Annotated in this window: 22 protein-coding genes and 1 tRNA gene; 11 read left to right on the forward strand and 12 right to left on the reverse strand. The window is 62.2% G+C overall.

The features are described from left to right. Positions 1–152 precede the first annotated feature (152 nt). The 3 genes from ACB034_RS18390 to ycfP all read right to left on the reverse strand — a co-directional run bounded on the left by ACB034_RS18390 (position 153) and on the right by ycfP (position 2,772). Positions 153–800 (reverse strand): hypothetical protein, encoded by a 648-nt coding sequence (locus ACB034_RS18390; RefSeq protein WP_225632882.1) that lies wholly within the window; start codon positions 798–800, stop codon positions 153–155. 65 nt (positions 801–865) lie between these two features. Further along, positions 866–2,158 carry an NAD(P)/FAD-dependent oxidoreductase gene (locus tag ACB034_RS18395; protein ID WP_371173440.1) on the reverse strand — a complete coding sequence of 431 codons (1,293 nt, stop codon included), beginning with the start codon at positions 2,156–2,158 and terminating at the stop codon, positions 866–868. Between the two features lie 74 nt (positions 2,159–2,232). Beyond that, positions 2,233–2,772 carry an alpha/beta hydrolase YcfP gene (gene ycfP, locus ACB034_RS18400; RefSeq protein WP_026457291.1) on the reverse strand — a complete coding sequence of 180 codons (540 nt, stop codon included), beginning with the start codon at positions 2,770–2,772 and terminating at the stop codon, positions 2,233–2,235. Positions 2,773–3,256: 484 nt separating this feature from the next. Between ycfP and ACB034_RS18405 the strand changes: the two genes are divergently transcribed. Next, positions 3,257–4,681, forward strand: coding sequence for a nucleobase:cation symporter-2 family protein (locus tag ACB034_RS18405; RefSeq protein ID WP_371173441.1), 1,425 nt, complete (start codon positions 3,257–3,259; stop codon positions 4,679–4,681). A gap of 51 nt (positions 4,682–4,732) precedes the next feature. Here the strand turns inward: ACB034_RS18405 and ACB034_RS18410 are convergent, their stop codons facing one another. Together ACB034_RS18410 and ACB034_RS18415 are read right to left on the reverse strand one after the other, a co-directional pair. After that, a complete protein-coding gene (locus tag ACB034_RS18410; RefSeq protein WP_371173442.1) occupies positions 4,733–6,541 on the reverse strand; it encodes a M3 family oligoendopeptidase in 1,809 nt (602 codons plus the stop codon). Between the two features lie 96 nt (positions 6,542–6,637). Beyond that, positions 6,638–7,552: a DUF808 domain-containing protein gene (locus tag ACB034_RS18415; RefSeq protein WP_371173443.1), complete on the reverse strand. Its 915-nt coding sequence runs from the start codon at positions 7,550–7,552 to the stop codon at positions 6,638–6,640. Between the two features lie 112 nt (positions 7,553–7,664). Between ACB034_RS18415 and ACB034_RS18420 the strand changes: the two genes are divergently transcribed. Further along, the gene (locus ACB034_RS18420) at positions 7,665–8,267 is read left to right on the forward strand and encodes a DUF924 family protein (protein WP_371173444.1); all 603 of its coding nucleotides are present in this window, start codon (positions 7,665–7,667) and stop codon (positions 8,265–8,267) included. A gap of 57 nt (positions 8,268–8,324) precedes the next feature. On the opposite strand, the gene ACB034_RS18425 is transcribed toward ACB034_RS18420, so the two are convergent. After that, positions 8,325–8,879: a flavodoxin family protein gene (locus tag ACB034_RS18425; protein ID WP_371173445.1), complete on the reverse strand. Its 555-nt coding sequence runs from the start codon at positions 8,877–8,879 to the stop codon at positions 8,325–8,327. Between the two features lie 143 nt (positions 8,880–9,022). On the opposite strand from ACB034_RS18425, the gene ACB034_RS18430 reads away from it, so the two are divergent. Then, positions 9,023–9,478, forward strand: coding sequence for a winged helix-turn-helix transcriptional regulator (locus ACB034_RS18430; protein ID WP_371173446.1), 456 nt, complete (start codon positions 9,023–9,025; stop codon positions 9,476–9,478). Positions 9,479–9,570: 92 nt separating this feature from the next. Here the strand turns inward: ACB034_RS18430 and ACB034_RS18435 are convergent, their stop codons facing one another. The 4 genes from ACB034_RS18435 to ACB034_RS18450 all read right to left on the reverse strand — a co-directional run bounded on the left by ACB034_RS18435 (position 9,571) and on the right by ACB034_RS18450 (position 13,295). Continuing rightward, positions 9,571–10,830, reverse strand: a complete 1,260-nt coding sequence (locus ACB034_RS18435; RefSeq protein WP_042025500.1) for a dicarboxylate/amino acid:cation symporter — start codon at positions 10,828–10,830, stop codon at positions 9,571–9,573. 205 nt (positions 10,831–11,035) lie between these two features. Continuing rightward, a complete protein-coding gene (locus tag ACB034_RS18440) occupies positions 11,036–11,506 on the reverse strand; it encodes a hypothetical protein (protein ID WP_371173447.1) in 471 nt (156 codons plus the stop codon). Between the two features lie 151 nt (positions 11,507–11,657). Continuing rightward, positions 11,658–11,734 (reverse strand) — tRNA-Pro (locus tag ACB034_RS18445). Between the two features lie 217 nt (positions 11,735–11,951). Beyond that, positions 11,952–13,295: a dihydroorotase gene (locus tag ACB034_RS18450; protein WP_371173448.1), complete on the reverse strand. Its 1,344-nt coding sequence runs from the start codon at positions 13,293–13,295 to the stop codon at positions 11,952–11,954. Between the two features lie 79 nt (positions 13,296–13,374). Here ACB034_RS18450 and ACB034_RS18455 point away from each other — a divergent pair, with 79 nt between their 5' ends. Beyond that, positions 13,375–14,250: a 6-carboxytetrahydropterin synthase gene (locus ACB034_RS18455; protein WP_342009624.1), complete on the forward strand. Its 876-nt coding sequence runs from the start codon at positions 13,375–13,377 to the stop codon at positions 14,248–14,250. Positions 14,251–14,316: 66 nt separating this feature from the next. Here the strand turns inward: ACB034_RS18455 and ACB034_RS18460 are convergent, their stop codons facing one another. Both ACB034_RS18460 and ACB034_RS18465 read right to left on the reverse strand, forming a co-directional pair. After that, on the reverse strand, positions 14,317–14,949 hold the full coding sequence (locus ACB034_RS18460; protein WP_216992041.1) for a LysE family translocator: 633 nt from the start codon (positions 14,947–14,949) through the stop codon (positions 14,317–14,319). A 146-nt stretch (positions 14,950–15,095) separates the two neighbouring features. Next, positions 15,096–17,108, reverse strand: a complete 2,013-nt coding sequence (locus tag ACB034_RS18465; protein ID WP_371173449.1) for a methyl-accepting chemotaxis protein — start codon at positions 17,106–17,108, stop codon at positions 15,096–15,098. Positions 17,109–17,356: 248 nt separating this feature from the next. Here ACB034_RS18465 and hinT point away from each other — a divergent pair, with 248 nt between their 5' ends. The 7 genes from hinT (at position 17,357) to ACB034_RS18500 (ending at position 22,406) form a co-directional block, all read left to right on the forward strand. Then, entirely contained in the window at positions 17,357–17,707 is a 351-nt protein-coding gene (gene hinT / locus ACB034_RS18470) for a purine nucleoside phosphoramidase (RefSeq protein WP_371173450.1), read from the forward strand. Further along, the gene (locus ACB034_RS18475) at positions 17,707–19,149 is read left to right on the forward strand and encodes a COG3014 family protein (protein ID WP_371173461.1); all 1,443 of its coding nucleotides are present in this window, start codon (positions 17,707–17,709) and stop codon (positions 19,147–19,149) included. Before hinT ends, ACB034_RS18475 begins: the two co-directional genes overlap by 1 nt. Positions 19,150–19,216: 67 nt before the next feature. Then, positions 19,217–19,615, forward strand: a complete 399-nt coding sequence (locus ACB034_RS18480) for a YcfL family protein (RefSeq protein ID WP_371173451.1) — start codon at positions 19,217–19,219, stop codon at positions 19,613–19,615. Continuing rightward, positions 19,615–20,211 carry a penicillin-binding protein activator LpoB gene (gene lpoB / locus ACB034_RS18485; RefSeq protein ID WP_371173452.1) on the forward strand — a complete coding sequence of 199 codons (597 nt, stop codon included), beginning with the start codon at positions 19,615–19,617 and terminating at the stop codon, positions 20,209–20,211. The genes ACB034_RS18480 and lpoB overlap by 1 nt, the downstream gene beginning before the upstream one ends. Beyond that, positions 20,201–21,031, forward strand: a complete 831-nt coding sequence (locus ACB034_RS18490; RefSeq protein WP_371173453.1) for a phosphotransferase — start codon at positions 20,201–20,203, stop codon at positions 21,029–21,031. The genes lpoB and ACB034_RS18490 overlap by 11 nt, the downstream gene beginning before the upstream one ends. 3 nt (positions 21,032–21,034) lie before the next feature. Beyond that, positions 21,035–21,892, forward strand: a complete 858-nt coding sequence (locus tag ACB034_RS18495; protein WP_371173454.1) for a DUF6279 family lipoprotein — start codon at positions 21,035–21,037, stop codon at positions 21,890–21,892. Between the two features lie 94 nt (positions 21,893–21,986). Further along, the gene (locus ACB034_RS18500; protein WP_201940106.1) at positions 21,987–22,406 is read left to right on the forward strand and encodes a hypothetical protein; all 420 of its coding nucleotides are present in this window, start codon (positions 21,987–21,989) and stop codon (positions 22,404–22,406) included. The last annotated feature ends 7 nt before the right edge of the window (positions 22,407–22,413 follow it).

Consider the following 22,413-nt stretch of genomic DNA (forward strand, 5'->3'; position numbering starts at 1 on the left):
CTCATCGTTCCAATCAACATGAACAAGATGGCAGAGCGGTGCGGTCGAAGAGGCATTGCCCGGCGTTATCGACCAAACCGGGCGTCAAGAAAGGAGTAGAGAAGCATGCGGCCAGAAGAGAAGGCTGACCGCAGATTGGCAGGGAGTGCGCCTCAGCGCATGTAACCACCCTGGGTGAGGATCCCGTAGGCGACATAGTTATACCCCAACAGCTCGATCCCTTCCTGCAGCGCGGTTTTGAAATCGAAGCCACTGTCCATGCCCAGCAGATCGTTCCAGATGAGGGAGCCGCTGCCAAACACGCGGCTGAAGACGGCGACCAGCAGCAGGCCAAAGAGCGTGAACAGCGCGCTTCTGTGCCGGACAAACTGGACACCACCGCTTAGCAGGGTGTCACGCCCGTGACGCCAGGTATGCACCAGGGTCAAGCTGGCCAACAGCAGGGCCGGATATAGCCAGAAGCCGTGCCACACCCTGTCGAAGTAGACGTCAAGTTCGCGGATCAGCAGGCAACCAAAGAAACCGGCGAGCAGCCAGAGGAAGGCGCGTACCGCCGGTATGGTCCGCCCTTTCCAGTACAGGCCGATGACGATGGAGAGCAGCACTCCCTCCTGCAGCAGCTCGGTGATGGAGTCTTCTCCGACCCCGTTGTGCAACCAGTGCAGATCGAGCACGACCGTCACGGCCGGCACCAGGGTCAGAACCAGAAGAAACAACACGTCGCAGGTGGCGCGCAGCAGGATACTCAAGGGGCCGGTCAGGCCGAGAAAAGGGATGTTTTCGCAAGAGGTCGTATTCATGATCGTGCCTCGTCGATGGTTACAAGATGGGAGAGGACCCGGCAGCCGCCGGGTCCTGGTCGCTGTCAGTGCAGCTTCAGGGTCGGGCGCAGTACCCGGTTGATGCGGCCCACCAGCATGATGAGGCCGGTTTTGATGTAGCCGTGCAGGGCAATCTGGTGCATCCGGTAGAGGGAGATGTAAACCAGACGGGCGATGTAGCCCTCCACCATCATGGAGCCACGCATCAGGTTGCCCATCAGGCTGCCCACGGTGGAGAAGCGGCTCAGCGACACCAGAGAGCCGTGGTCGTGGTAGAGGTAGGGCTTGAGCTCGCCGCCATTCATCTTGGCCAGGATGTTCTTGAACGCCTGGGTCGCCATCTGGTGGGCAGACTGGGCGCGCGGCGGCACGAACTTGCCATCCGGCTGCGGACAGGCGGCGCAGTCACCGATGACAAAGATATTCTCGTCACGGGTGGTCTGCAGGGTCTCTTTCACCACCAGCTGGTTGATGCGGTTGGTCTCAAGACCAGCGATATCCTTCATGAAATCCGGCGCCTTGATGCCGGCCGCCCACACCATGAGGTCTGCTTCAATGAGATCGCCATCCTTGGTGTGCAGACCATCGCTGGTCGCCTCGGTGATCATGGTGGCGGTGCGCACGTCCACGCCCAGCTTGACCAGCTCCTGATGGGCGGCACCGCTGATGCGCTCCGGCAGGGCCGGCAGGATGCGGGGGCCCGCTTCCACCAGAGTGACCTTGAGGCTGTCGGTGGTGAGGTTCTTGAAGCCGTAGGCGTAGAGCTGCTCCACCGCGTTGTAGAGCTCGGCAGAGAGCTCGACGCCGGTGGCGCCGCCACCCACGATGGCAATCTTCACCTTGTCGCCCGGCTGGTATTCGGTGGCGAACTGCAAGAAGCGGTTCATCATGCTGTTGTGGAAACGGTGCGCCTGGGAGGGGCTGTCCAGGAAGATGCAGTGATCCTTGATGCCCTTGGTATTGAAATCATTGGAGACGGAGCCGATGGCCATCACCAGGTAGTCGTAGGGCAGCTCGCGCTCATGGACCACCACTTCGCCATTTTCGTCGTGGATGGGCGCCAGCACGATGCGCTTTTCTTCACGCTTGATATCGGTCAGGGTGCCGAGCTGGAAGTCGAAACCGTGGTTCTTGGCGTGGGACTGGTAGCTCAGGGCGTCGATTCCCGCGTCCATGGAGCCGGTGGCCACTTCGTGCAACAGGGGTTTCCACAGGTGGGTACGGTTGCGATCCACCAGGGTGATCCTGGCCTTGTTCTTCTTGCCCAGCTTGCGGCCCAGACTGGTGGCCAGCTCCAGGCCTCCGGCGCCGCCGCCTACAACGACAATATTCATCATGATGGTTTTCCTCGGTTCCTCAAAACGAAAGGGAGCCTTCGGCTCCCTAAAACGAAATCGGTCGACGTACCGGATCAGGCTTCTTTGAAGGCCTTCATCCGTTGCAGATGGTGCGAGATGTTCTTGAATTTATGGGTCTCGCGCTCATCCCATACGATGTCGTAATAGTTCTTCAATTCACGCTCAGTGTCCCGATTATCTCGCACTTCATCCGCAACGGAAAGGATGCACAGGCAGTTTCCTGAATTTTTCTTACGAAATTCAGTTACACATTTAGTGCCTATGTCCTCGTACTCCTCCGGCCGGTCGATCTTGCCCTGCATGTTCTCTTCCGGGTGCAGATTGGGGTTGAAGATCACCTGACGGATGCCGCACAAAAAACCGATACGCTCGCTCCAGTAGCCACCGAGCCCTACCCCGCAGATGAGGGGCTTGGGGTCCGAACTCATGTCGAGCTGCTTCTTCACTTCCTTGAGCAGGTGGCTCATGTCGTGACGGGGGTGAACCGTGCTGTAGTGGACGAAACGCACATCATCATCAATAAACTGCAACTGCAGCACTTTCTCATGATTGCCGGGGCTGGTGGCATCAAAGCCATGCAGATAGATGATCATGGATAAGACCTCAAGATCTGTGTCAGTTCTATCGAAACTACCCCGCGCTAGCCTCATGCGCCACCAAAACATCCTGCTTTCTTGCTTTGGATCACGCCAGATGCCCCCGCTGGCAGGGGGCACGCCCCCAGTGATGGCGCGGCTGGCACACACTCTCTATCAAACTGAGAGGACACGGCCGAATAATGATAACCCGGCTACCAATCTGAGATCGCCGCCCGACCTGGAAACAGCGCCAACCCGGCATCCTGGTCGCCAGGATGTGACCTGTTCCGCAAAACGGACCTCTTTCCCCCTGCCCTGCACCTCTTGATAACCAAGCGAGCACGCTTTGTGCACTCCCTCTGGCCACGACTGCGCGGCCCCCTCATCCCCTGTGTCGATGAAAAAGGGCCCTGTCCAGAAATGATCGCAATGACCGGAAGCTTCGGCTTTCACTATCTTGCCCGCGCCTGTCGCCCGGGTTGCAAGGAGTGATGTGTTCATGAACGAGACCAATCCCCCCTCCCCCCAAGCGGGGCAACGCCAGCGCCCGGTCGATGAAGTGGAGCGCATGCTACCGCCGGGTCAGCTCTTCACTCTGGGCCTGCAACACGTGCTGGTGATGTATGCCGGCGCAGTGGCGGTGCCGCTGGTCATCGGCGGCAGTTTGGGGCTGCCCAAGGAACAGATCTCCTACCTCATCAGCTCGGATCTCTTCTGCTGCGGCATCGTCACCCTGCTCCAGTGCCTCGGCATCGGGCGTTTTGCCGGGATCCGCCTGCCGGTCATTATGTCGGTCACCTTTGCCGCCGTGATGCCCATGCTGGCCATCGGCGCCAATCCGGATCTGGGGCTAACCGGCATCTTCGGCGCCACCATAGCCGCAGGCATCCTTTCAACCTTATTGGTACCCCTCATCGGTCGTCTGATGCCGCTTTTTCCCACAGTAGTGACCGGGGTGGTCATCACCTCCATCGGGATCAGCATCATGCAGGTGGGGATCGATTGGATGGCCGGGGGCAAGGGCAATCCCGAGTACGGCAGCCTGCGCTACATCGGCACCAGCTTTCTGGTGCTCGCCTTCATCCTGCTGGTGACCCGCTTCACCAAGGGATTTTTCAGCAACATCTCGGTACTGCTCGGGATCCTGTTTGGCTTCGGGGTGGCCATCGCCATGGGCGAGGTGAGCCTGGACGGTCTCAATGACGCAGCATGGTTTGCTCCCATAGTGCCATTCGCCTTTGGCTGGCCCACCTTCGACCCTATCTCCATCGCCACCCTGACGGTGATCATGCTTATCACCTTCATCGAGTCGATGGGGATGTTTCTGGCTCTCGGTGACATCGTCGGTCACCCGGCCAGCCGTGGCGACATAGTGCGCGGGCTGAGGGTGGATGGCATAGGCACCATCATCGGCGGCATCTTCAACAGCTTCCCCCACACCTCGTTTTCCCAGAACATCGGGCTGGTGAGCGTGACCGGGGTATCGAGCCGCTGGGTCTGCGTCATGTCGGGGGGGATCCTGCTCGCCTTCGGCCTCATTCCCAAGATGTCGGTGCTGGTCGCCTCCATTCCCCCCTTCGTGCTCGGCGGTGCTGGCATCGTCATGTTCGGCATGGTGCTGGCCACCGGCATCCGCATCCTGGCGCGGGCCGACTACAACAGCAACCGCCACAACCTCTACATCGTCGCCATCAGCTTGGGGATAGGCATGATCCCCACCGTCTCGGGCAATTTCTTCCAGCACTTCCCCGCCGCCCTGCAGCCGCTGTTTCATAGCGGCATCCTCTTGGCCACCATCAGCTCTGTGCTGCTCAACCTCTTCTTCAACGGCTACCAGCCGGACCTGCGCCACCAGCCGAGGCCCCTGCTGGTAGGGCCGGTGCGCCCGCCCGCTCAGCCCCAGCCAGGCAAACCCGCCCCATAAAAAACCGCCGGGCAGCATGGCTGCCCGGCGGTTTCATTCAGCAAGCCTGTGTTAGCCGCGGGTCTGGGCAAAGCGCTCCACTGCCGCTTCTACCAACGCCAGACTGCCCTGCCAGAAGGCGGGCTCGCGAATATCCTGCCCCAGGTGCTTGGCCACCAGCTCTTCGGCACTCATGCGGCCGGTGTCCCGCAGCAGGGCGCGGTACGCCTCGGCCACATTCGTTTCTCCCGCCCCCTGGCGGCTCATCAGCTGCTGATAAACCCCGAGGCTGAACAGATAGCCAAACAGATAGGGGTAGTTGTAAAAGCCCAGGCCCGCGATGGAAAAGTGCGCCTTGGCCGCCCAGAACATGGGGTGATAGCGGCACAGGCTCCCCTCATACCAGCGGCCCCAGGCCTCGTCGGTCATCGCCTTGAGCTGCCCGGCCGGCACATAGCCCTGCTCGCGCGCCGCCACCAGGGCGCGCTCGAAGTCGAAGCGGGCCGGGATATTGACCAGGAAGGTGGCGGCACCATCGGCCTCGGCCCAGGCGATGGCCAGCTGCTCCTCCGGGCTCTGCGCCTGCTCAAGCAGGGCGCGGCGCACCAGGGTCTCGGCAAAGATGGAGGCAGTTTCGGCCAGCGTCATGGGGTAGCCGCGCTGGCTCATGGGCAGATCGCGGATGAGCCAGTTGTGCCAGGCGTGGCCGAGCTCGTGGGCGAGGGTGATGACGTTATCCATGGTGCCGGCGTAGGTGACAAAGACCCGCGGCTCCACCGGTTCGGCAAACTTGGTACAGTAGGCCCCGGTGCGCCGGTTTGGGGTGGGTGCGGCATCAATCCATCCCTTCTCCGCCATCATGCGGGCAAAGTCCCCCATCTCGGGATCGAAGCGGGCGAACGCCTCGGCGATGATGGCGATCGCCTCCTCGAACGGGATCTCGCGGCTTACGGTGGCCGGCGGCGGGGCAAACAGATCCTCGGCCCCCATATCCTCAATGCCAAGACGACGGGCCATCAGCCCCAGCGCCCGTTGCCCCAGCCCACGGGCGAGATAGGTCTGCGCCATCAGCGTATCCAGGGTTGCCCGCTCGATATGGCTCTGGTGACAGGAGAGATCGAGCGCATCGAGCTGGCGCGCACTGCCGCGCTGGCGCGAGAGCTCCAGGCGCCAGCCATTGAGGGCATTGAGGATGGCGGCCACCGTCTCCTCCTCCCCTTTCCAACCAGCGCTGATGGCATCGAAGGCCTCCCGGCGCAGGACTCGCAGCGGGCTGGAGAGCAGGTTGCTCGCCTCGGCCAGCCCCATCTCGCGGCCGTCGATCACCAGCCGGATCTTGCCCACCAGATCGTTGTAGAGGTTACCCCAGGCGTGCAGACCGTCGGTGCCAAGGCCGATCACCAGCTGCTCCGCCGCCACCGGCAGACGCTGATCCTGCAAAAGGCGCTCGTGGCGCAACCGGTACGCCTCCTCTCCGAGCAGGGGATCCTGCATCAGCAGGGTAAACTGCGCCTCCGGCAGCGCCAGCATCAGGTCTTCCACTGGTGCCAGGGTCTTGAACAAGTCGGCGTTGAGGGCACGGGCGCGGGAGGCCAGCTGCTTGGCGATCACATCCCGGGCATCCTGGCTGCCCCGGCAGGCCGCCAGAATGGCGACGTTCCAGCCGATATTGCGGATGTGCCGGGCGCGCAGGCGCACCTCCCGCAAGAAATCCAGCAGGGCATCGGGCTGCCCTTTCACCTGCTCCAGGGTGCCGATAAAGGTGGTCAGCTGGTCAAGGCTGGTGCGGGCCTGCGCCATGTCCGCCTCAAGCTCGGGGCAGTCGAGGGCGGGATAGATGTGTCGGTTGTCCCACTGCTGGGGGTAAGGTGTTTGCTGCATAAAGAAGATGCCATCAAAATCTGGCGGGCCAGGCCCGCGAAACAAGAGGGCGGCGCAGGGGCCGCCCGTGAAACGTGACGCGCAACAACAGCGCCCTTATTTGGCGGGTTTGAGCTTGCCTACCAGAGTCATCACCACCACCAGCACCAGGCCCACCACCACGCCGGCAAGGGCATTGAGCAGGGTCGGGAGCAGGGCCGAGAGCACGGCGCCCACGGCAGGCAGGGTGGCAACGGCCGCGGCCGTGCCTTCGGTCAGATGATGGGCAAAGGGCAGGCCGTGCATCAGGATGCCGCCCCCCACCATAAACATGGCGATGGTACCGACCAGTGCCAGCAAGTGCATCAGGCGGGGGGCCGTTACCAGCAGCCCCTGCCCCATGCTACGGCGCAGGGCGCTGCCATCGGGCTTTTGCAGCAGATGCAGACCGATGTCGTCGAGCTTGACGATAAGCCCCACCAGACCGTAGACCCCCACCGTCATCAACAGGGCGATCCCCGCCACTACCGAGAGCTGCAGGGCCAGGCTCGCCCCCTGCACGGTGCCGAGGGCGATGACGATGATCTCGGCCGACAGAATAAAGTCGGTGCGAATGGCCCCCTTCACCTTCTGCTGCTCGAAGGCGGCCAGATCATCGGGGATGGGTTCGTCCTGCGTGGCGTGTGCCTCTTCGTGGGGCAGAAACTTGTGGACCAGCTTCTCGGCCCCCTCGAAACAGAGATAGGCGCCCCCCAGCATCAACAAGGGGGTGATAAGCCAGGGCACCAGGGCACTGATGGCGATGGCGGCAGGCACCAGGATAAGCTTGTTGCGAAGCGATCCCTTGGCCACCGCCCACACCACCGGCAGCTCCCGCTCGGCCCGCACCCCGGAGACCTGCTCGGCATTGAGGGCAAGATCGTCCCCCAGCACCCCGGCGGTCTTCTTGGCTGCCACCTTGGTCATCAGGGCAACATCATCGAGCACGCTGGCAATATCATCGAGCAGGGCCAACAAACTGGTTCCGGCCATCAGGAATTCCTCATTTCGGGCAAAAGATGCCACAGTGTAACGATAAGCGGCGCCGTCGGCAGCAAGCACGTCGCCCCTTTTGAGCCTTATCCCCCTGACACAAGGAGTCTTCATGCAACCCTGGCAGCCCCTGCTCGATCTCTGGTTTGGCGATGATGCCGACGATGCGGCCCGGGCCAAACGGCAAGCCCCGCTCTGGTGGGGCAAAGACACGGCGACGGATAGCATGCTGGCCAGCCGCTTCGGCGAACTGGCTGAGGCCGCAGCCAACGGCCGGCTCGGCGACTGGGCCGAAGTTCCCGCCGGGCGGCTGGCGCTGATCCTGCTGCTCGACCAGTTGCCGCGCAATATCCATCGCGGCACTCCGGCCGCCTTCGCCCAGGATGCCAAGGCCCGCGAGCTCTGTCTGCAGGGATTGGCACAGGGGGCGGATCGGGCTCTCTCGCCACTGGCACGAGTCTTTTTCTATCTGCCGCTCGAGCATGCGGAATCCCGCGAGTTGCAGGCCCGCAGCGTGGCACTGTTCGATGCCCTGGCAACGGAGCAGGCGGCAGGGCCCGCCCTCACCACCTTCGCCGGCTTTGCCGACTTTGCCCGCCGCCATCAGCTGATCATCGAACGCTTCGGCCGCTTCCCTCACCGCAATGCCATCCTGGGTCGCCCCGATAGCGAAGACGAAGCCGCCTTCCTGCAACAACCCGGCTCCGGTTTCTAACCCTCACATCATAAACAAACGCCAGGGGATCCCCTGGCGTTGTCATGTTCTGATGGTCTAGCCGCGCAGGCGTGCCGCCACCGACGCCACCCGGGCGCCGTAGAGACGGGCGCTCTCGAGATCTCCGCTCGGGATCGCCTCGGCACCGGCGTCAGAAGGGCCCTGGGCCAGCAACCCCACCGAACCTCCCAGGCTGTTGAGATCGGCCCGGGTAGCCGCCTGGGTGTTGGAGGGCAACAGCCCCAGACTGACCCAGATACCACCATGCTGGGAGGCCAGAGTCTGCAGGTAGATGAGGGTCACCTGCTTGTCACCGTTGAGGCTGGCGCTCACGGTAAAGCCACCAAATACCTTGTCCTGCCAGGCGCGGGTAAACCAGGCCTTGGAACTGGCGTCGGCGAACTTCTTGAACTGCCAGGGCACGCCGCCCATGTAGGTTGGCGCGCCGAAGATGATGGCATCGGCAGCGTCCAGCGCGGCGAACGCTTCAGCAGAGATATCCCCCTGCTCATCGATGACGACTGACTCGGCGCCGGCGCCCAGCGCCACCTCTTCGGCCACACGGCGGGTGTGCCCATAACCGGAAAAATAGACCACGACTGTCTTGGCCATCTGCTCTCTCCTTGCGAGTGCGAACTGCATGCTGCAGAAAAAGGCGGCCCCGGGATGGAGCCGTCATCAAGGAAGATGGTATCTTTAAGAAACCTGGTCGCCAATGAGTGGCGCCAAGGTGCCCTGGTTACCCGGAGGAAACCATGTCCGATTACAACGTCTACTCCCGCCACTGCCCTGCCCGCCTCTTCTTCGACCGGCTGGCCGAGCGCTGGGTACTGCTCATCATCGGCCTGCTGCGCCAGCAACCGACCCTGCGCTTCAACGAGATCAAGCGGGAGGTTGATGGCATCTCCCAGAAGGTGCTGTCGCAAAAGCTCAAGCTGCTCGAGCGAGACGGCCTGGTGGCGCGGGAGGTTTACCCCTCGATGCCGGTGCGAGTCGAGTACCGCCTCACCGAGCTCGGTCGCTCTTACGCCGACACCATAGAGCAGGTCTCCCTGTGGGCCCAGCAGCACGTCGAGACCCTGCTGGCGGCCCAGCTGCGTTTCGACGAAACCCAGGCAGCCGAGGAAGAGGAGCGCGCCCGGCCGCCCCTGCGCTTCCTCCCCCCGCTCAACAAACCCGCCAATCCCGGGAATAACAAGAACGGCAACTAACGACCGGCCAAGCGCCAATAAAAAAATCCCCGTCATGACGGGGATTTTTTATTGGGCCAGGGGCCAACACCAGCGGTCGGCCTGAAGCAGACTCACACCTTGACGGGTTCACTCTCCCCTTGCACCACTGTCTCGCCCAGGCTGTCCTCGGTCTTGGCCACCACGCTCGCGGCGATGGCGTTGCCCAGCACGTTGGTGGCGGAGCGACCCATGTCGAGGAAGTGGTCGATCCCCAGCAGCAGCAAGACGCCGGCTTCGGGAATATGGAACTGGTTCAGGGTGGCGGCAATCACCACCAGGGAGGCGCGCGGCACCCCGGCCATCCCCTTGGAGGTGACCATCAGCAGCAACAGCATAGTGATCTGCTGGGCCATGGAGAGCTCGATGCCATAGGCCTGGGCGATGAACATCACCGCAAAGGTGCAGTACATCATGGAGCCATCCAGGTTGAAGGAGTAACCCATGGGCAGCACGAAGCTGGCGATGCGCTTGTCACAACCGAATTTTTCCAGCCGATCCAGAGTTTTGGGATAGGCCGCCTCGGAGCTCGCGGTGGAAAATGCCAGCAGAATGGGTTCGCGGATCATGGCCAGCAGCTTGAGCACCCGCTCGCGCAGGAACAGGCTGCCCATGGCGACCAGCAGCAACCAGAGACAGCCCAGGGCCAGATAGAACTGGGCCATGAAGCTGCCGTAGGTCAGCAGGATGCCGAGCCCCTCCTTGGCCACCATGGCGGAGATGGCACCGAACACGGCAAACGGCGCGAAGTTCATCACGTAGCCGGTGACTTTCAGCATGATCTCCGCCGCGCTGGCCATCAGCACGACCACCGGCTTGGCCAGATCCCCGAGGGCGGCAGCGGCCAGCCCGAAGAAGAGGGAGAACACCACGATCTGCAGGATCTCGTTGGTGGCCATGGCTTCCACCACGCTCTTGGGAATGGCGTGGGTGACAAAGTCTTTCAGGGTGATGGCGCCCACCGCAATGCCGGAGCTGGCGGTGTCATCGGGCAGGGAGAGGGAGAGGCCGACGCCCGGTTGCAGCAGAGTCACCATCACCAGCCCCAGGCTCAGGGACATCAGGGAGGCCAGCATGAACCAGCCCAGGGTCTTGGCCCCGATGCGACCCACGGTGCGGGTATCGCCCATCTTGGCGATGCCGACCACCAGGGTACTGAAGACCAGGGGGGCGATGATCATCTTGATCAGTCGCAGGAAGATATCGGTAAGAATCGTGATGTTGCTGGCGAAATCCGCCGCCTGATCGGCGGCAAACAGACGATAACCCTGACCGGTGAGGATGCCAAACATCATCGAAATGAGGATGGCGACCGTCAGCTTATTCATTTTCATGGGGGTTTCTCGATAGAGAGTGATACAAGCCTTCATCAGTGGCAGTGGGTGCCACTAAAGTCCGTTTTTGTGATCCGACCCGTTGACTCCGGGTAGTCGGTATGCTGGGAGCATGCCTAAAAGCGAGGGGTAAATCCAGAGCCAGGCTCCGGAATTTTATGCTACTGACAGATGTATATTATCTACACCTTGCCTAACCATTATATTAATCACTGTTTATTTCTATGTTTGCGAGATATTCAGCCGAGAGACTGTTTTTGTCCGTCGCCTCATTGTCGAGGGTAAACACCAGCAGGGCCGAGGTGGTGTGCTGGACATGCATCTCATCGAGAAAGGGATCCGGCTCATCCTCGTCAAAATCGAAGACGGGGCGCGAGGGGGTCACCCGGATGGCGTCCCGGCTGATCGTCAGCTCATCCACCCGCAACCGCCGATAGCCTTCGGCCAGCGCCACCTCCCCTGCCCGCTTGAGCACGTACTTGCGAGCCGTCTCCCTATCCACCAGATCGTTGCCGACAAACTCCAGCTGCCAGGTGGCGGGGCCAAGCCGGGTCTGGGAAAAACCGGTCTGTCCGTTCCAGAAGGATTTTTCACTGTGATAGGAGGTGGCGCAGCCGCCGAGCAGCAGCGTCGCCAGCAACAGCCACCGGACAGGGGAGAGGATGGATGCAGACAAGAGAGGCCTCCGGCACAAGGCTGATGGATAGACGCCGTTACTAGAGCACAGGCTGGCGAGCGAGACAATCGCCGAGCGCGAGGCCAGCAAGGGGAATACCGGAAAAAGAAAAAGGCCTTGTCACAAGACAAGGCCTTTATTCGGGGAATGATGGTCGGCGTGAGAGGATTTGAACCTCCGACCCCTGACACCCCATGACAGTGCGCTACCTGGCTGCGCTACACGCCGACGAAGTCAGTCTGAGCTGACGGGGGCTGAGTTTATGGAGATGCTCCCCCCCTGTCAACAAAGAAACCGTCACAACGATGCGTTCGCCTGCTTTGCGAGCAATCTGCGCTCAAAGTGCCGCCATCAGCCCATTATCTGCCCACTATCCGCCCGCTTGCAGGGCTTAAAGGCCAATAGCTCCTGCCATTGCCCTGCTCGCGTCCCCTCATCAACCGGCTCAGCGGTTGAAGGTCAACCGCTTGCCCAGCACCAGATCACTGACCTGGCCGTTTTGCCAAGCTATTTGGCCATTCACCAAGGTCATCTCCACCGTGCTGTGGAAGCGGTAGCCGTTGAACGGCGACCAGCCGCAGTGGTAGAGGATGTTGTCATCGTTGACCACGTAGGGCTTGCCCAGATCCAACAGCACCAGATCGGCGAAGTAACCCTCGCGGATATAGCCGCGATCCTGCACCTGGAAGCGCTCGGCCACCGCGTGGGAGGTCTTCTTGACGATGGTTTCCAGGGTGAAGACGCCGTTGTGGTAGAGTTCCAGCAACGCCAGCAGGGAGTGCTGCACCAGGGGAATGCCGGACGGCGCCTTGAAGTAGCTGTTCTGCTTCTCTTCCCAGGTATGGGGAGCATGGTCGGTGGCGATGATGTCCAGCACGTCGTTGCGCACCGCATCGAGCAGAGCCCGCTGATCCGCGGCGCTCTTCACCGCCGGGTTGCACTTGATCTGGCTGCCCAGGGTCTCGTAATCGGCGTCATTGAAGAAGAGGTGGTGAACACACACCTCGGCGGTGATGTTCTTGTCTTTCAGCTCGCTCAGGTCGTGGCTGGCGGTAAAGAGCGACAGCTCCTTAGCGGTGGTGAGGTGCAGCACGTGCAGCTTGGCGCCATATTTTTTCGCCAGCGCCACCGCCATGCTGGAGGACTTGTAGCACGCCTCGTCGCTGCGAATGCGACCATGCTCGCCCATCGGCACGTTCTCGCCCCACTTGGCCCGCGCAGCCTCTTCGGCCTGGGCGATGGTCGGAGTGTCTTCGCAGTGGGTGACGATCATCACCGGACTCTCGCGGAAAATTGCCGCCAGGGTCTCCTGGTTGTCCACCAACATGTTGCCGGTGGAGGAGCCCATGAACACCTTGACCCCGCAGGACTGCTTGGGATCGAGGCGCTTGATTTCGCTCAGGTTGTCGTTGGTGGCGCCGAGGTAGAAGCTGTAGTTGGCAACGGAGGCGTTGGCGGCTATCTGGTATTTGGCTTCGAGGGCTTCGAGGGTGGTGGTCTGGGGATTGACGTTGGGCATTTCCATGAAACTGGTGGTACCACCGGCGACGGCAGCCCGGGATTCGCTGGCAATGGTCCCCTTGTGGGTCAGCCCCGGCTCCCGGAAGTGGACCTGATCATCGATCATTCCCGGGATGAGGTGACGGCCCGCGGCATCGATGACCAGCGCGTCGGGAGCCTCGATCTGCGGGGCGATGCGGGCAATCCTTTCCCCCTCGATCAACACGTCGGAGGCATAGATGCGGCCTTCGTTGACCAGGGTGGCATTCTTGATAAGCAGTTTGTTCATGGGGGGTTCCAGTTCCTTTGCCGATAATCGCGGGTCATAATATCGCAAACTGCCCTTTCGCTATAGCAAGGCCTGACTGATGAAGTTATTTGTAAGAGATTTGACCGTGATCGACTCCAGCTACCTGTGCGAACGCCGCGGCATGGTAGGGGAAAGCTGGCTGGTGGATATCGAGATGAGTGGCGAGCTCAACGAAATGAGCATGCTGCTGGACTTTGGCCGGGTGAAAAAGCTCATCAAGTCGATCATCGACGAAGAGGTGGATCACAAGCTGCTGGTGCCCACCGAATGCGCCCTGATCCATGTCGAACATCTGGAGGGGGACGAGAGCACCGTCGACCTGCTGCGCCAGGGGCGCTCCATCCACCTGCGCTGCCCGACCCAGGGCTTTGCCTTCATCCCGGCGCCCCAGGTGGACAAGGAGTCCGTCACCCGCTACCTGCTGGCGGTGCTGGCCAAGCGGCTGCCCGGCAACATCAAGGATCTCTCCCTGACCCTGCGCCAGGAGCAGATCGAGGGGGCCTTCTACCACTACAGCCATGGCCTGAAGAAACACGACGGTAACTGTCAGCGCATCGCCCACGGCCACCGCTCCCCCATCGAGATCCACGTGGATGGCGAGCGGGATGAAGAGCTAGAGCAGAACTGGGCCGAGCGCTGGGCCGATATTTATCTGGGCACCGAAGAGGACAGGGTCACCCTCACCGAGCTGGCCCTGAGCGCTCGCGCCAACGTGCTGCTGGGGGATCACCACGCCGGTTTCAAATATGTGGCGCCCCAGGGGCTGTTCCAGCTGGCCATCCCGTCCGCCGAGGTCGAGATGATCGACACCGACACCACGGTCGAGCTGCTGGCCCACTACATCGCCCGGGAAGTGAAAAAAGCGGTGGGTGACAAGTTCGTGAAGATTGTCGCCTATGAAGGGGTTGGCAAGGGCGCCATCGCCTACGCCTGATCCCGGCGCCACTCAACCTGATAAAAAGGCTCCCTGCGGGGAGCCTTGCTGTTTCTGCCCGTCAGCCTAGCTACGCCCCTGAGCCAGCAGGCGAACCGCCAGCAGCCCCAGTACTGTGGCCATCAAATAGCGCTGCACCGCCAGCCAGAGGCGATGGCGGGCAAACCAGCCGCTAAGACGGGCGGCGGACAAGGCCACCGAGAGGTTGACGGCCGCGCTGATAAGAATTTGCACTGTGCCAAGCTGCAGGCTCTGGCCAAGTACCGTGCCCGCATCCGGCGAGATGAACTGGGGCAACACCGACAGATAGAAGATCGCGACCTTGGGGTTGAGCACGCTGGTCAGCAGTCCCATCAGAAACAGTCGCCCCGGGGAGTGCGCCACCAGCGGCGCCGGTTCGAACGGGGAACGGGAGCCAGGCTTGACCCCCTGCCAGGCGATCCAGAGCAGATAGAGTGCACCGGCCACCTTGAGCAGCTCGTAACCCATGGGGATCGCCATGAAGAGCGCCGTGAGGCCGATGGCGGCGCACAGCATGTGCACGGTAAACCCCAGCACCACGCCGCCCCAGGACATGATGGCCGCCACGCGCCCCTGACAGAGGGAGCGTGACAGCAGGTAGAGCATGTTGGGGCCGGGCGTCAGGGCCATCAGGAGGGAGGCACCGGCAAACAGCAGCAACTGGCTTAGGGAGATCATGGTTACGTCCTGACGTTCAAGTGGCTCTAAAGGCGGCAGATCCGACTATGCTGGCGCGCGGTGACCCGGCTTTCCGTGACCGGGATCGGCCTTTGGCACTGCCGGATAAAAAAGGGGCCCGCGGGCCCCATGTAAAACATCCAGATTCAGGCACTGAGCCGGAAACGCTTGACCAGCTCCTCCTGCTGCTCGGCCAGCGCATCGAGCTGCTGGCTGGTCTCGGCAACCCGCTCTATGCCCTGATAGTTGAGATCCGAGATATCCGAGATGCGGTTGAGGTTGGTGGCGATATCGGCACTGGTGGCCTGCTGCTGCTCGGCGGCGGAGGCGATTTGGCTCGACATGTCGCTGATCAGCACTACTATGCCCTGCACCTCCTCCATCGCGTTGTTGGCGTGGGAACTCTGATCCATGCAGCTGTCCATCTCGCGGGAGCACTCCTGCATCACGGCCACCGCCTTGGCGACCCCCTGCTGCAGGTTCTCGATCATGGTCTGGATCTCGCTGGTGGACTGGGCGGTGCGCCCGGCCAGGCTGCGCACCTCGTCGGCCACCACCGCAAAGCCTCGCCCCTGCTCGCCGGCCCGAGCCGCCTCGATGGCGGCGTTGAGGGCCAGCAGGTTGGTCTGCTCGGCAATGCCGCGGATGACGTCGAGGATGTTGCCAATCTGGCCGCTCATGGCGTTCACATCGCCGATCACCTTGCCGGTCTGCTGCAACTTGCCCGCCAGCTGATGGGTAGTGGTGATGTTGCCGGCCATCACCTTGCGGCCGGTTTCGGAGGCTTTCTCCACGTCCATCACCCGCTCCAGGGTCTGGTTGGCTGCCTGGGCCACCTCCCGCACCGAGGCCTCCATCTGGGTCATGGCGGCGGCGACCGAGGCGGTCTCCTGGCGCTGTTTTTCCAGATCCGCCCGCACTGACTCTGTGGTGTGACGGTTGCCGTGGGCGGCGTCATTGAGCTGGGCAGAGGCCTGGGTGAGCTGGGTCAGCACCTCCCCCATCTGCTCGATCAGCAGGTTGACCTGCTTGCCGAGCTGGCCGAATTCGTTGTTGCTGCGAAAGCCGATGCGCTGGGTCATGTCGCCCCGGGTCACCTCGTTGAGCACCCGCAGCAGCTCCTTGAGGGGGCGGCGAATGGCCTTGCCCAGGGTATAGGCCACCAGGATGGCGATCAGGATGGCGACCCCTATGCTGGCCCCCTGGGTGAGGGTGCTCTGACGCTGCACCTGCTCGGAGGCCAGGATGCTGCGGTTCATCAACTGCTGACTCTGGGCGGTAATCTGCTCCAGCTTACCCTGGATCTCGACGATGAGGGCGCTGGCCTGCCTGCTCTGGCTGCGCATCCGCTCCTGCTCGCGCATCAGGGTCAGGTACTGGGCGAGCACCCCATCGCTGCCTGTGGTGTCGCGCACGAAGCCGTGGACATAGTGGCCCATGTCATTGTCGAAATTCGCCAGCTCATTTTGCAGATCCTTGATGGTGCTGTTGAACCCCTCGATCTGCATCTTGTTGCGCTTGAGCGCCCCCTCAATGGGGGCCGGGATGCTCTGGTTGAGGGCATCCATGGTGGAGAGCTCGATGGCGGAGAGCTTGGTGGTCAGGGTCTCGGAGAGCATCTTGATGAAGCTGTCATCGATGCTGACCATCATGTCCCCCAGGTTCTTCTTGAACTGGGGCAGACTGACCTGAAATTGCCCCTTGGCCAGATTGACCTTGTGCAACCGGGCCAGCAGCGCCTCATGCTCGGCAGGCAGGGTGTCAGTCAGTTTCAGATAGTCGCCGGCCAGTTGCTCCAGCGCGGCCATCTGTTCCTGCAACTCGGGATGGCTGGCCGCCTGCTGCTTGAGGGTGGCCAGGGTCTTGTCGACCTGGGCCTTGGCCTGCTGCAACTCGGCCACTTCGGCCGGGATTAGCTTGCTGTCCTGCTCGGTCAGCACGTCGGTGAGCCACTTGTTGGCACTGAGCAAACTGATCTGGGTCTGGGAGCTGGCGATCACCAGCGGCATCGACTGCTGGGTCACCTGATCCAGGGCATCCCCAAGGGCCCCCTGGCTGCGAAAAGTAAGCAGTGAGCTGGCCACCATCACGGCCACCAGAATGGCGAATCCAAGATAGACTCGCTGCAAGATGGAGAGATCTGACATGGTTTGTTTCATTATTGTCCCGCTGTATATGCAAAAGTCCCTTGCCTGAGTACCCCGTCCCTTTGATACCCTGCAGCCACCCGCCCGGGTAGTGCCATGACGTCCCTCTGGCTATCGGTATTTTTAACAATAACTGAAGGGAATGGGACATCAGCTGTGTCAAATGTCGGCTTGTGTCACACTTGGCGTGCGAGGCTGCCCCATCCAGGGGTCAATCAGGGCTTATTTTCAATTTTCTTTTTCATATAAGGGAGTTAGCAATGGCGCAAGAAACCATTTTCAGCAAAATCATTCGCAAAGAGATCCCCGCTGACATCCTCTATCAGGACGAACTGGTGACCGCGTTTCGCGACATCCAGCCCAAGGCCAAGACCCATATCCTGATCATCCCCAACGTGCTGATCCCCACCGTCAACGATGTGGAAACCGAGCACGAGCTGGCGCTGGGCCGGATGTTCACCGTGGCCCGCAAGCTGGCCAGCGAGGCCGGGATTGCCGAGGATGGCTACCGCCTCATCATGAACTGCAACCGCCACGGTGGGCAGGAGGTCTATCACATCCACATGCATCTGGTCGGTGGCCAGCCGCTGGGACCCCTGCTCAGCCTGTGATACCTCGCCTTCAACTGGCTGGCCTGTTGCTGGCCAGCTCCCTGCTGGGAGGCTGTGCCTCCCACTGGCAGGACATGTTCGTCTCCTACTCCGATCAGATGGTACCGCTGCGCAACCAGCTGCTGCTGGGGCACGCCGCCGAGGCCCTGCCCGAGGTGCGCGACTCCACGGTGGGAGACGACACCTATGTGCTGGACAGGCTCGAGCAGGGGCGCATCGCCTGGCTGTCCGGCCAGGATGCCGGCAGCAAGCAGGCCTTTGCCGCCGCCGACAGCCAGCTCGTCTGGGAAGACAACCAGGCCGAGTACCGGCTGAGCCACGGTCTGGCTCAGGTGGGCAGCCTGCTCACCAACGATCAGTCGATGGCCTATCGCGCCCCCGATTACGAGCGCACCATGCTGCACCACTATCTGGCGCTCGGTTACCTGCAACGGGGGGATGCCGAGGGGGCTCTGGTGGAGGTGCGCCGCGCCAATCAGGTACAGGAGCGCGCCCTCAAACGGCGGGCTGACGAGGTTCGCAAGGCAAAGCAAAAGAGCGAAGAGGCCGAGGCTGATACCGCAACTGAAGGGGAGATGCGCCAGCTGGTATCGCGGGCACCGGATCTCGACCGACTCATCGGCCGGGTGAAAAACGGCTTTCAGAACGCCTACACCTTCTATTTCTCCGGGGTGCTCTACGAGGCGGCCGGGGATCTCAACGACGCCTGGGTCGACTATCAGCGCGGTTACCAGATAGCGCCTGACAACCGCAGCCTGCAGGATGCCCTGCTGCGCCTCGCCCGCCTGCGGGGGGCCGCAGACGAGATCCGCAAGACCGAGAATAGGATCGGTCGCAAGGCCCCGCCGTTAACCCCCTCCATTGCCAAAAAACAGGGTCAGCTGGTGGTGCTGTTTGAAGATGGGCTGATCCCGGCGCGGCGCGAGCTGTTCCTGCCGCTGCCCATCTCCACCTCCAGCGGTGATTTTCGCACCTTCACCGTGGCGGTACCCTATTACGACAACCGGACGAGCGACACCGGGCCGCTGACTGTCACCCTCGGCAAGCGGGTCGAGCAGACCAGCGAGCTGGTGCGGCTCGAAGCGCTGGCGGCCAAGGATCTGCAAGAGCGATTGCCTGGCATGCTGACCCGCCAGGCCCTGCGTCTGGTAACCAAGGAGCAGCTGCGGCGCACCGCTGCCAAGGAGGGGGGCGATGTGGGCAACCTGCTGGTGGGGATCTTCAACACCCTCTCGGAGCGGGCCGATACCCGCAGCTGGCTCACTCTGCCCGCCCAGGCCTCCAGCTGGCAGGGCATGTTGCCCGCAGGTGAAATACAGCTTGTCCTGGGGGCCGGCAGCGCCACGCGCCAGCTGCCCCTCACCATTCACGGCGGACGCACCACCCTGGTATGGGTGCAGCGCCTCGGCGCGGGACTGACTACCCGGGTGATGCCCCTGTGAGCAGGTTTGGCCGACAAATCATGAACAACCACCGGCGCGGCCCCGGCCTGCCGGCAAGGAGAGCAAGATGAAAAGATGCACACTGGCCCTGGGGCTCGCGCTGCTGCTGGCAGGCTGTGCCACCAATACCTCCGGCGTCGCGCTCTATGGTGCGGCGGGCGCCGCAGCGGTGGCGGAGCAGCATCAAAACGTCAACGTCACCCTGACCGAGCTGAGCCGGCGCGAACAAAACGGCCTGCTGCAGGTCAACGTGGCGGCGGCCAGCACCCAACGCAGCGACAACCGTCTGCAATACCTCTTCTATTGGTATGACGAGGCGGGTCAGGAGGTGGCCAGCGATGGCCGCGGCTGGACCCCACTCAAGCTGCACGGCTATCAGAGCCGCACCCTGTCCGCCCTGGCGCCGAGTCCGGCCGCCCGAGGCTACCGACTCTATGTACGCGAAGTGATTGAGGAATCCTACTGATGAAAATGAATCATGCCCTGCTGATATTGACCGGCGCCCTGCTCCTGGGCGGCTGCTCCAGTACCACCGTCAGCTATGGCGATCCGACCGAAACCGAGACGGTCACCGTCGATTACGGCTCCACCGATCTGCAGGCCATCGCCGACAAGATGGCGGATTCCCTGCTGGCCTCGCCCGCCACCATCGAGATCACCGCAGGGGGACGCCCGGTGATGTACATGGATTCCATCCGCAACAAGACCTCCGAGCATATCGATACCGAGGCCATCACCGACACCATCCGCACCAAGCTGCTGCGTGCCGGAAAGTTCCGCTTCGTCGACATGAGCAAGGTGGCCGCCATCAAGCAGCAGCTCGAATATCAGCAGAGTAGCGGCATGGTGGATCCCACCACCATGGTGCGTATCGGCCAGCAGACCGGTGCCCGCTACATGGTCTATGGCAACCTCGCCAGCATCGTCAAGGACAACGGCAAGGTGAAGGACGTCTACTACCAGATGACCATGAACCTGCTGGATCTGCAAAGCGGCGAGCTGCTGTGGGCCGATCAGAAGGAGATCCGCAAACAGGCGAAGAAGTCCACCTTTGGCTGGTGATCCGCACCTGGCAGCCCTGCGGCGCCGCCTGCCCGCCCCCTGGGCCGAGGCAGAGCTGACGCCGCTCGGGGCGGGCCTGACCAACTGCAACTACCGACTGCGCCTCCCCTCGGGGCGCAGTTACTTTCTGCGCCAGGGGCACCCGGACCCGGTGCGTCTTGGCATCGACCGGGCCACCGAGTGGCAGCTCTATCGGGGGGCCATGGCCGAGGGGATCGCCCTGCCCTGCCATCACAGCGATCCCGCCACCGGCCTGATGCTGCTCGACTGGTGTGACGAGCCGAACTGGGCCGACGCCCCGCCGCCGCGGGCCGAGCAGCCGAGGCGCCTGGCCGATACCCTGCGCACCCTGCACCGCCTTCCCCTGCCCTCCATGGTGATGGCGGTACGGGCCCATGCGGCCGGCTATCGCGCCAGACTAGCGCGGATCCCGTCCTGGCTGCCGGCGCTGGAGCGCGCCCTGCTCGCCAGCCGCGAGCCTGACGATTGCTGGCTGCCTTGCCACCACGATCTCAATCCGGCTAACTTGTTGGGAGCAAGGCCCTGGGTCATCGACTGGGAGTATGGGGCGGCGGGCCATCCGGGCTTCGAGGTCGCCAGCATCCAGCGCACCCACGGCTGGCAGCCACAGGAGCGAGAGGCGCTGGAGGAACACTATCTGCGCGCCCTGCCTCGGGAACGACGGTTTTCCTTTCACGGCGAAGCGTTCCTGCCCTGGGTCGATTACATCGCCCTCCTGTGGGCTCTGCTGATGGCCGAACAGCAAGACCATCCCGATTATCACGGGCTGATTGATCTCAATCGGCAACGACTGGAGTAACCGATGACAAACAAGGTGCGCTGGTACCAACCGAAAACCTGGGGTCTGTTGCTGCTGACGCTGATGCTGGTGGGCTGCTCCACCCGGATCATCTACTACTGGCTCGACACCGCCATCATCTGGCAACTGGATGACTATTTTGCCCTCTCCTCCTCGCAAAAGAGCCTGCTCAGCCGCGAGGTGAAGGGGCTGATGGCCTGGCACCGGCAACACGAGCTGCCCCGCTATGCCCGGGATCTCGATGTGCTGGCAAAAGCGGTGGCCAGCCCCATGACCCCGGCACAAATCGAGACCAATCTCGATGCGGTGCAGGGGAGCCTGACCCGCACCCTAGAGAACACCATCCCCCGGGCGGTGCGGCTTGCTCGCACCCTGACCGACGAGCAGGTGACCCGCTTCATGCAGGACAGGGTCAAGCGCCAGCAAGAGCGGCAACAGGAGTTTGCCGATCAGCCGAAGGAAAAGATGCTGGCGGAGTTTCGCGACAAGATGAACAAGCGGCTCGCGTTCTGGATTGGCGAGGTCAAACCGGCCCAGGCACCGCTGGTGGCCCAGTGGGCCGAGTGGCAATACGAGCTGATGCCCCCCTGGATCGAGTTTCAGACCTCCTGGACCCTGGAGCTGGAGCGGTTGATGAAGCAGCGCCAGAGCCCGGATTTTACCCGGGAGCTGACCAATCTGCTGGCTCAGGGGGATGGTCTGATGGATGGCCGCTTCACCGGCTACACCGAGCAGTCGCGCCAACGTACCATCAAGTGGCTAAGCGCCATGAGCCAGTCGCTGGACATCTCGCAACGGGCCCACCTCTACAGCCTGCTCAAGGGGTATGCCCGCGATTTTTCGCAGATGACCGGCAGTTGACTCACTTCCAAGCCGGCACGGCAGGTCTGTGCCGGCTTGTCCGATCCCGCCTCCTGTGATAGCTTGCCCCTCTCGTTTCTCTGGAATTGATCGTTTGCGTCCCATCGACAAAGTCAAACTGGTGCTGATGACCCTGGTCATCTCCTTCACCCTGCTTTGTTCCATCGTCCAGGTGGAAGGGCCACGGCTGCCCGCGGCGACGCAAACCCATACCCTCTCCCAGGCAAGCGACAGCGACGACGGCATCATCAAGTTTGTCGCGTCCCATCAGAATCATCTGCTGCGCCTCGAGCAATCCCAGCGCAATGACACTCAACCCAGAACCCTTGTCTATGAACTGGTGCACAGCTGGTCTGCCGAGGCTATCCTGCTGTTGCTGCTCGGCTGGCTGACGCCTGTCATCCTGCTCTATCACAGACAGAGTTTTCGGGACTTTTTCGGTGCCATTCACCGGCACCGCCTGCAGCGTCAGCACCTGCAATATCGCTTCAGCCAGAGCTATCTGACCGCCTGACCCCGAG

The organism is Aeromonas sp. S18(2024) (assembly GCF_041402525.1).
Taxonomy (GTDB): domain Bacteria; phylum Pseudomonadota; class Gammaproteobacteria; order Enterobacterales; family Aeromonadaceae; genus Aeromonas; species Aeromonas enteropelogenes.

Bases quoted from the DNA above. Each gene is read 5' to 3' on its own strand.
- ACB034_RS18390 (WP_225632882.1), bottom strand. From the start codon at position 800: ATGAATACGACCTCTTGCGAAAACATCCCTTTTCTCGGCCTGACCGGC.
- ACB034_RS18395 (WP_371173440.1), bottom strand. From the start codon at position 2,158: ATGATGAATATTGTCGTTGTAGGCGGCGGCGCCGGAGGCCTGGAGCTG.
- ycfP (WP_026457291.1), bottom strand. From the start codon at position 2,772: ATGATCATCTATCTGCATGGCTTTGATGCCACCAGCCCCGGCAATCAT.
- ACB034_RS18405 (WP_371173441.1), top strand. From the start codon at position 3,257: ATGAACGAGACCAATCCCCCCTCCCCCCAAGCGGGGCAACGCCAGCGC.
- ACB034_RS18410 (WP_371173442.1), bottom strand. From the start codon at position 6,541: ATGCAGCAAACACCTTACCCCCAGCAGTGGGACAACCGACACATCTAT.
- ACB034_RS18415 (WP_371173443.1), bottom strand. From the start codon at position 7,552: ATGGCCGGAACCAGTTTGTTGGCCCTGCTCGATGATATTGCCAGCGTG.
- ACB034_RS18420 (WP_371173444.1), top strand. From the start codon at position 7,665: ATGCAACCCTGGCAGCCCCTGCTCGATCTCTGGTTTGGCGATGATGCC.
- ACB034_RS18425 (WP_371173445.1), bottom strand. From the start codon at position 8,879: ATGGCCAAGACAGTCGTGGTCTATTTTTCCGGTTATGGGCACACCCGC.
- ACB034_RS18430 (WP_371173446.1), top strand. From the start codon at position 9,023: ATGTCCGATTACAACGTCTACTCCCGCCACTGCCCTGCCCGCCTCTTC.
- ACB034_RS18435 (WP_042025500.1), bottom strand. From the start codon at position 10,830: ATGAAAATGAATAAGCTGACGGTCGCCATCCTCATTTCGATGATGTTT.
- ACB034_RS18450 (WP_371173448.1), bottom strand. From the start codon at position 13,295: ATGAACAAACTGCTTATCAAGAATGCCACCCTGGTCAACGAAGGCCGC.
- ACB034_RS18455 (WP_342009624.1), top strand. From the start codon at position 13,375: ATGAAGTTATTTGTAAGAGATTTGACCGTGATCGACTCCAGCTACCTG.
- ACB034_RS18460 (WP_216992041.1), bottom strand. From the start codon at position 14,949: ATGATCTCCCTAAGCCAGTTGCTGCTGTTTGCCGGTGCCTCCCTCCTG.
- ACB034_RS18465 (WP_371173449.1), bottom strand. From the start codon at position 17,108: ATGAAACAAACCATGTCAGATCTCTCCATCTTGCAGCGAGTCTATCTT.
- hinT (WP_371173450.1), top strand. From the start codon at position 17,357: ATGGCGCAAGAAACCATTTTCAGCAAAATCATTCGCAAAGAGATCCCC.
- ACB034_RS18480 (WP_371173451.1), top strand. From the start codon at position 19,217: ATGAAAAGATGCACACTGGCCCTGGGGCTCGCGCTGCTGCTGGCAGGC.
- lpoB (WP_371173452.1), top strand. From the start codon at position 19,615: ATGAAAATGAATCATGCCCTGCTGATATTGACCGGCGCCCTGCTCCTG.
- ACB034_RS18495 (WP_371173454.1), top strand. From the start codon at position 21,035: ATGACAAACAAGGTGCGCTGGTACCAACCGAAAACCTGGGGTCTGTTG.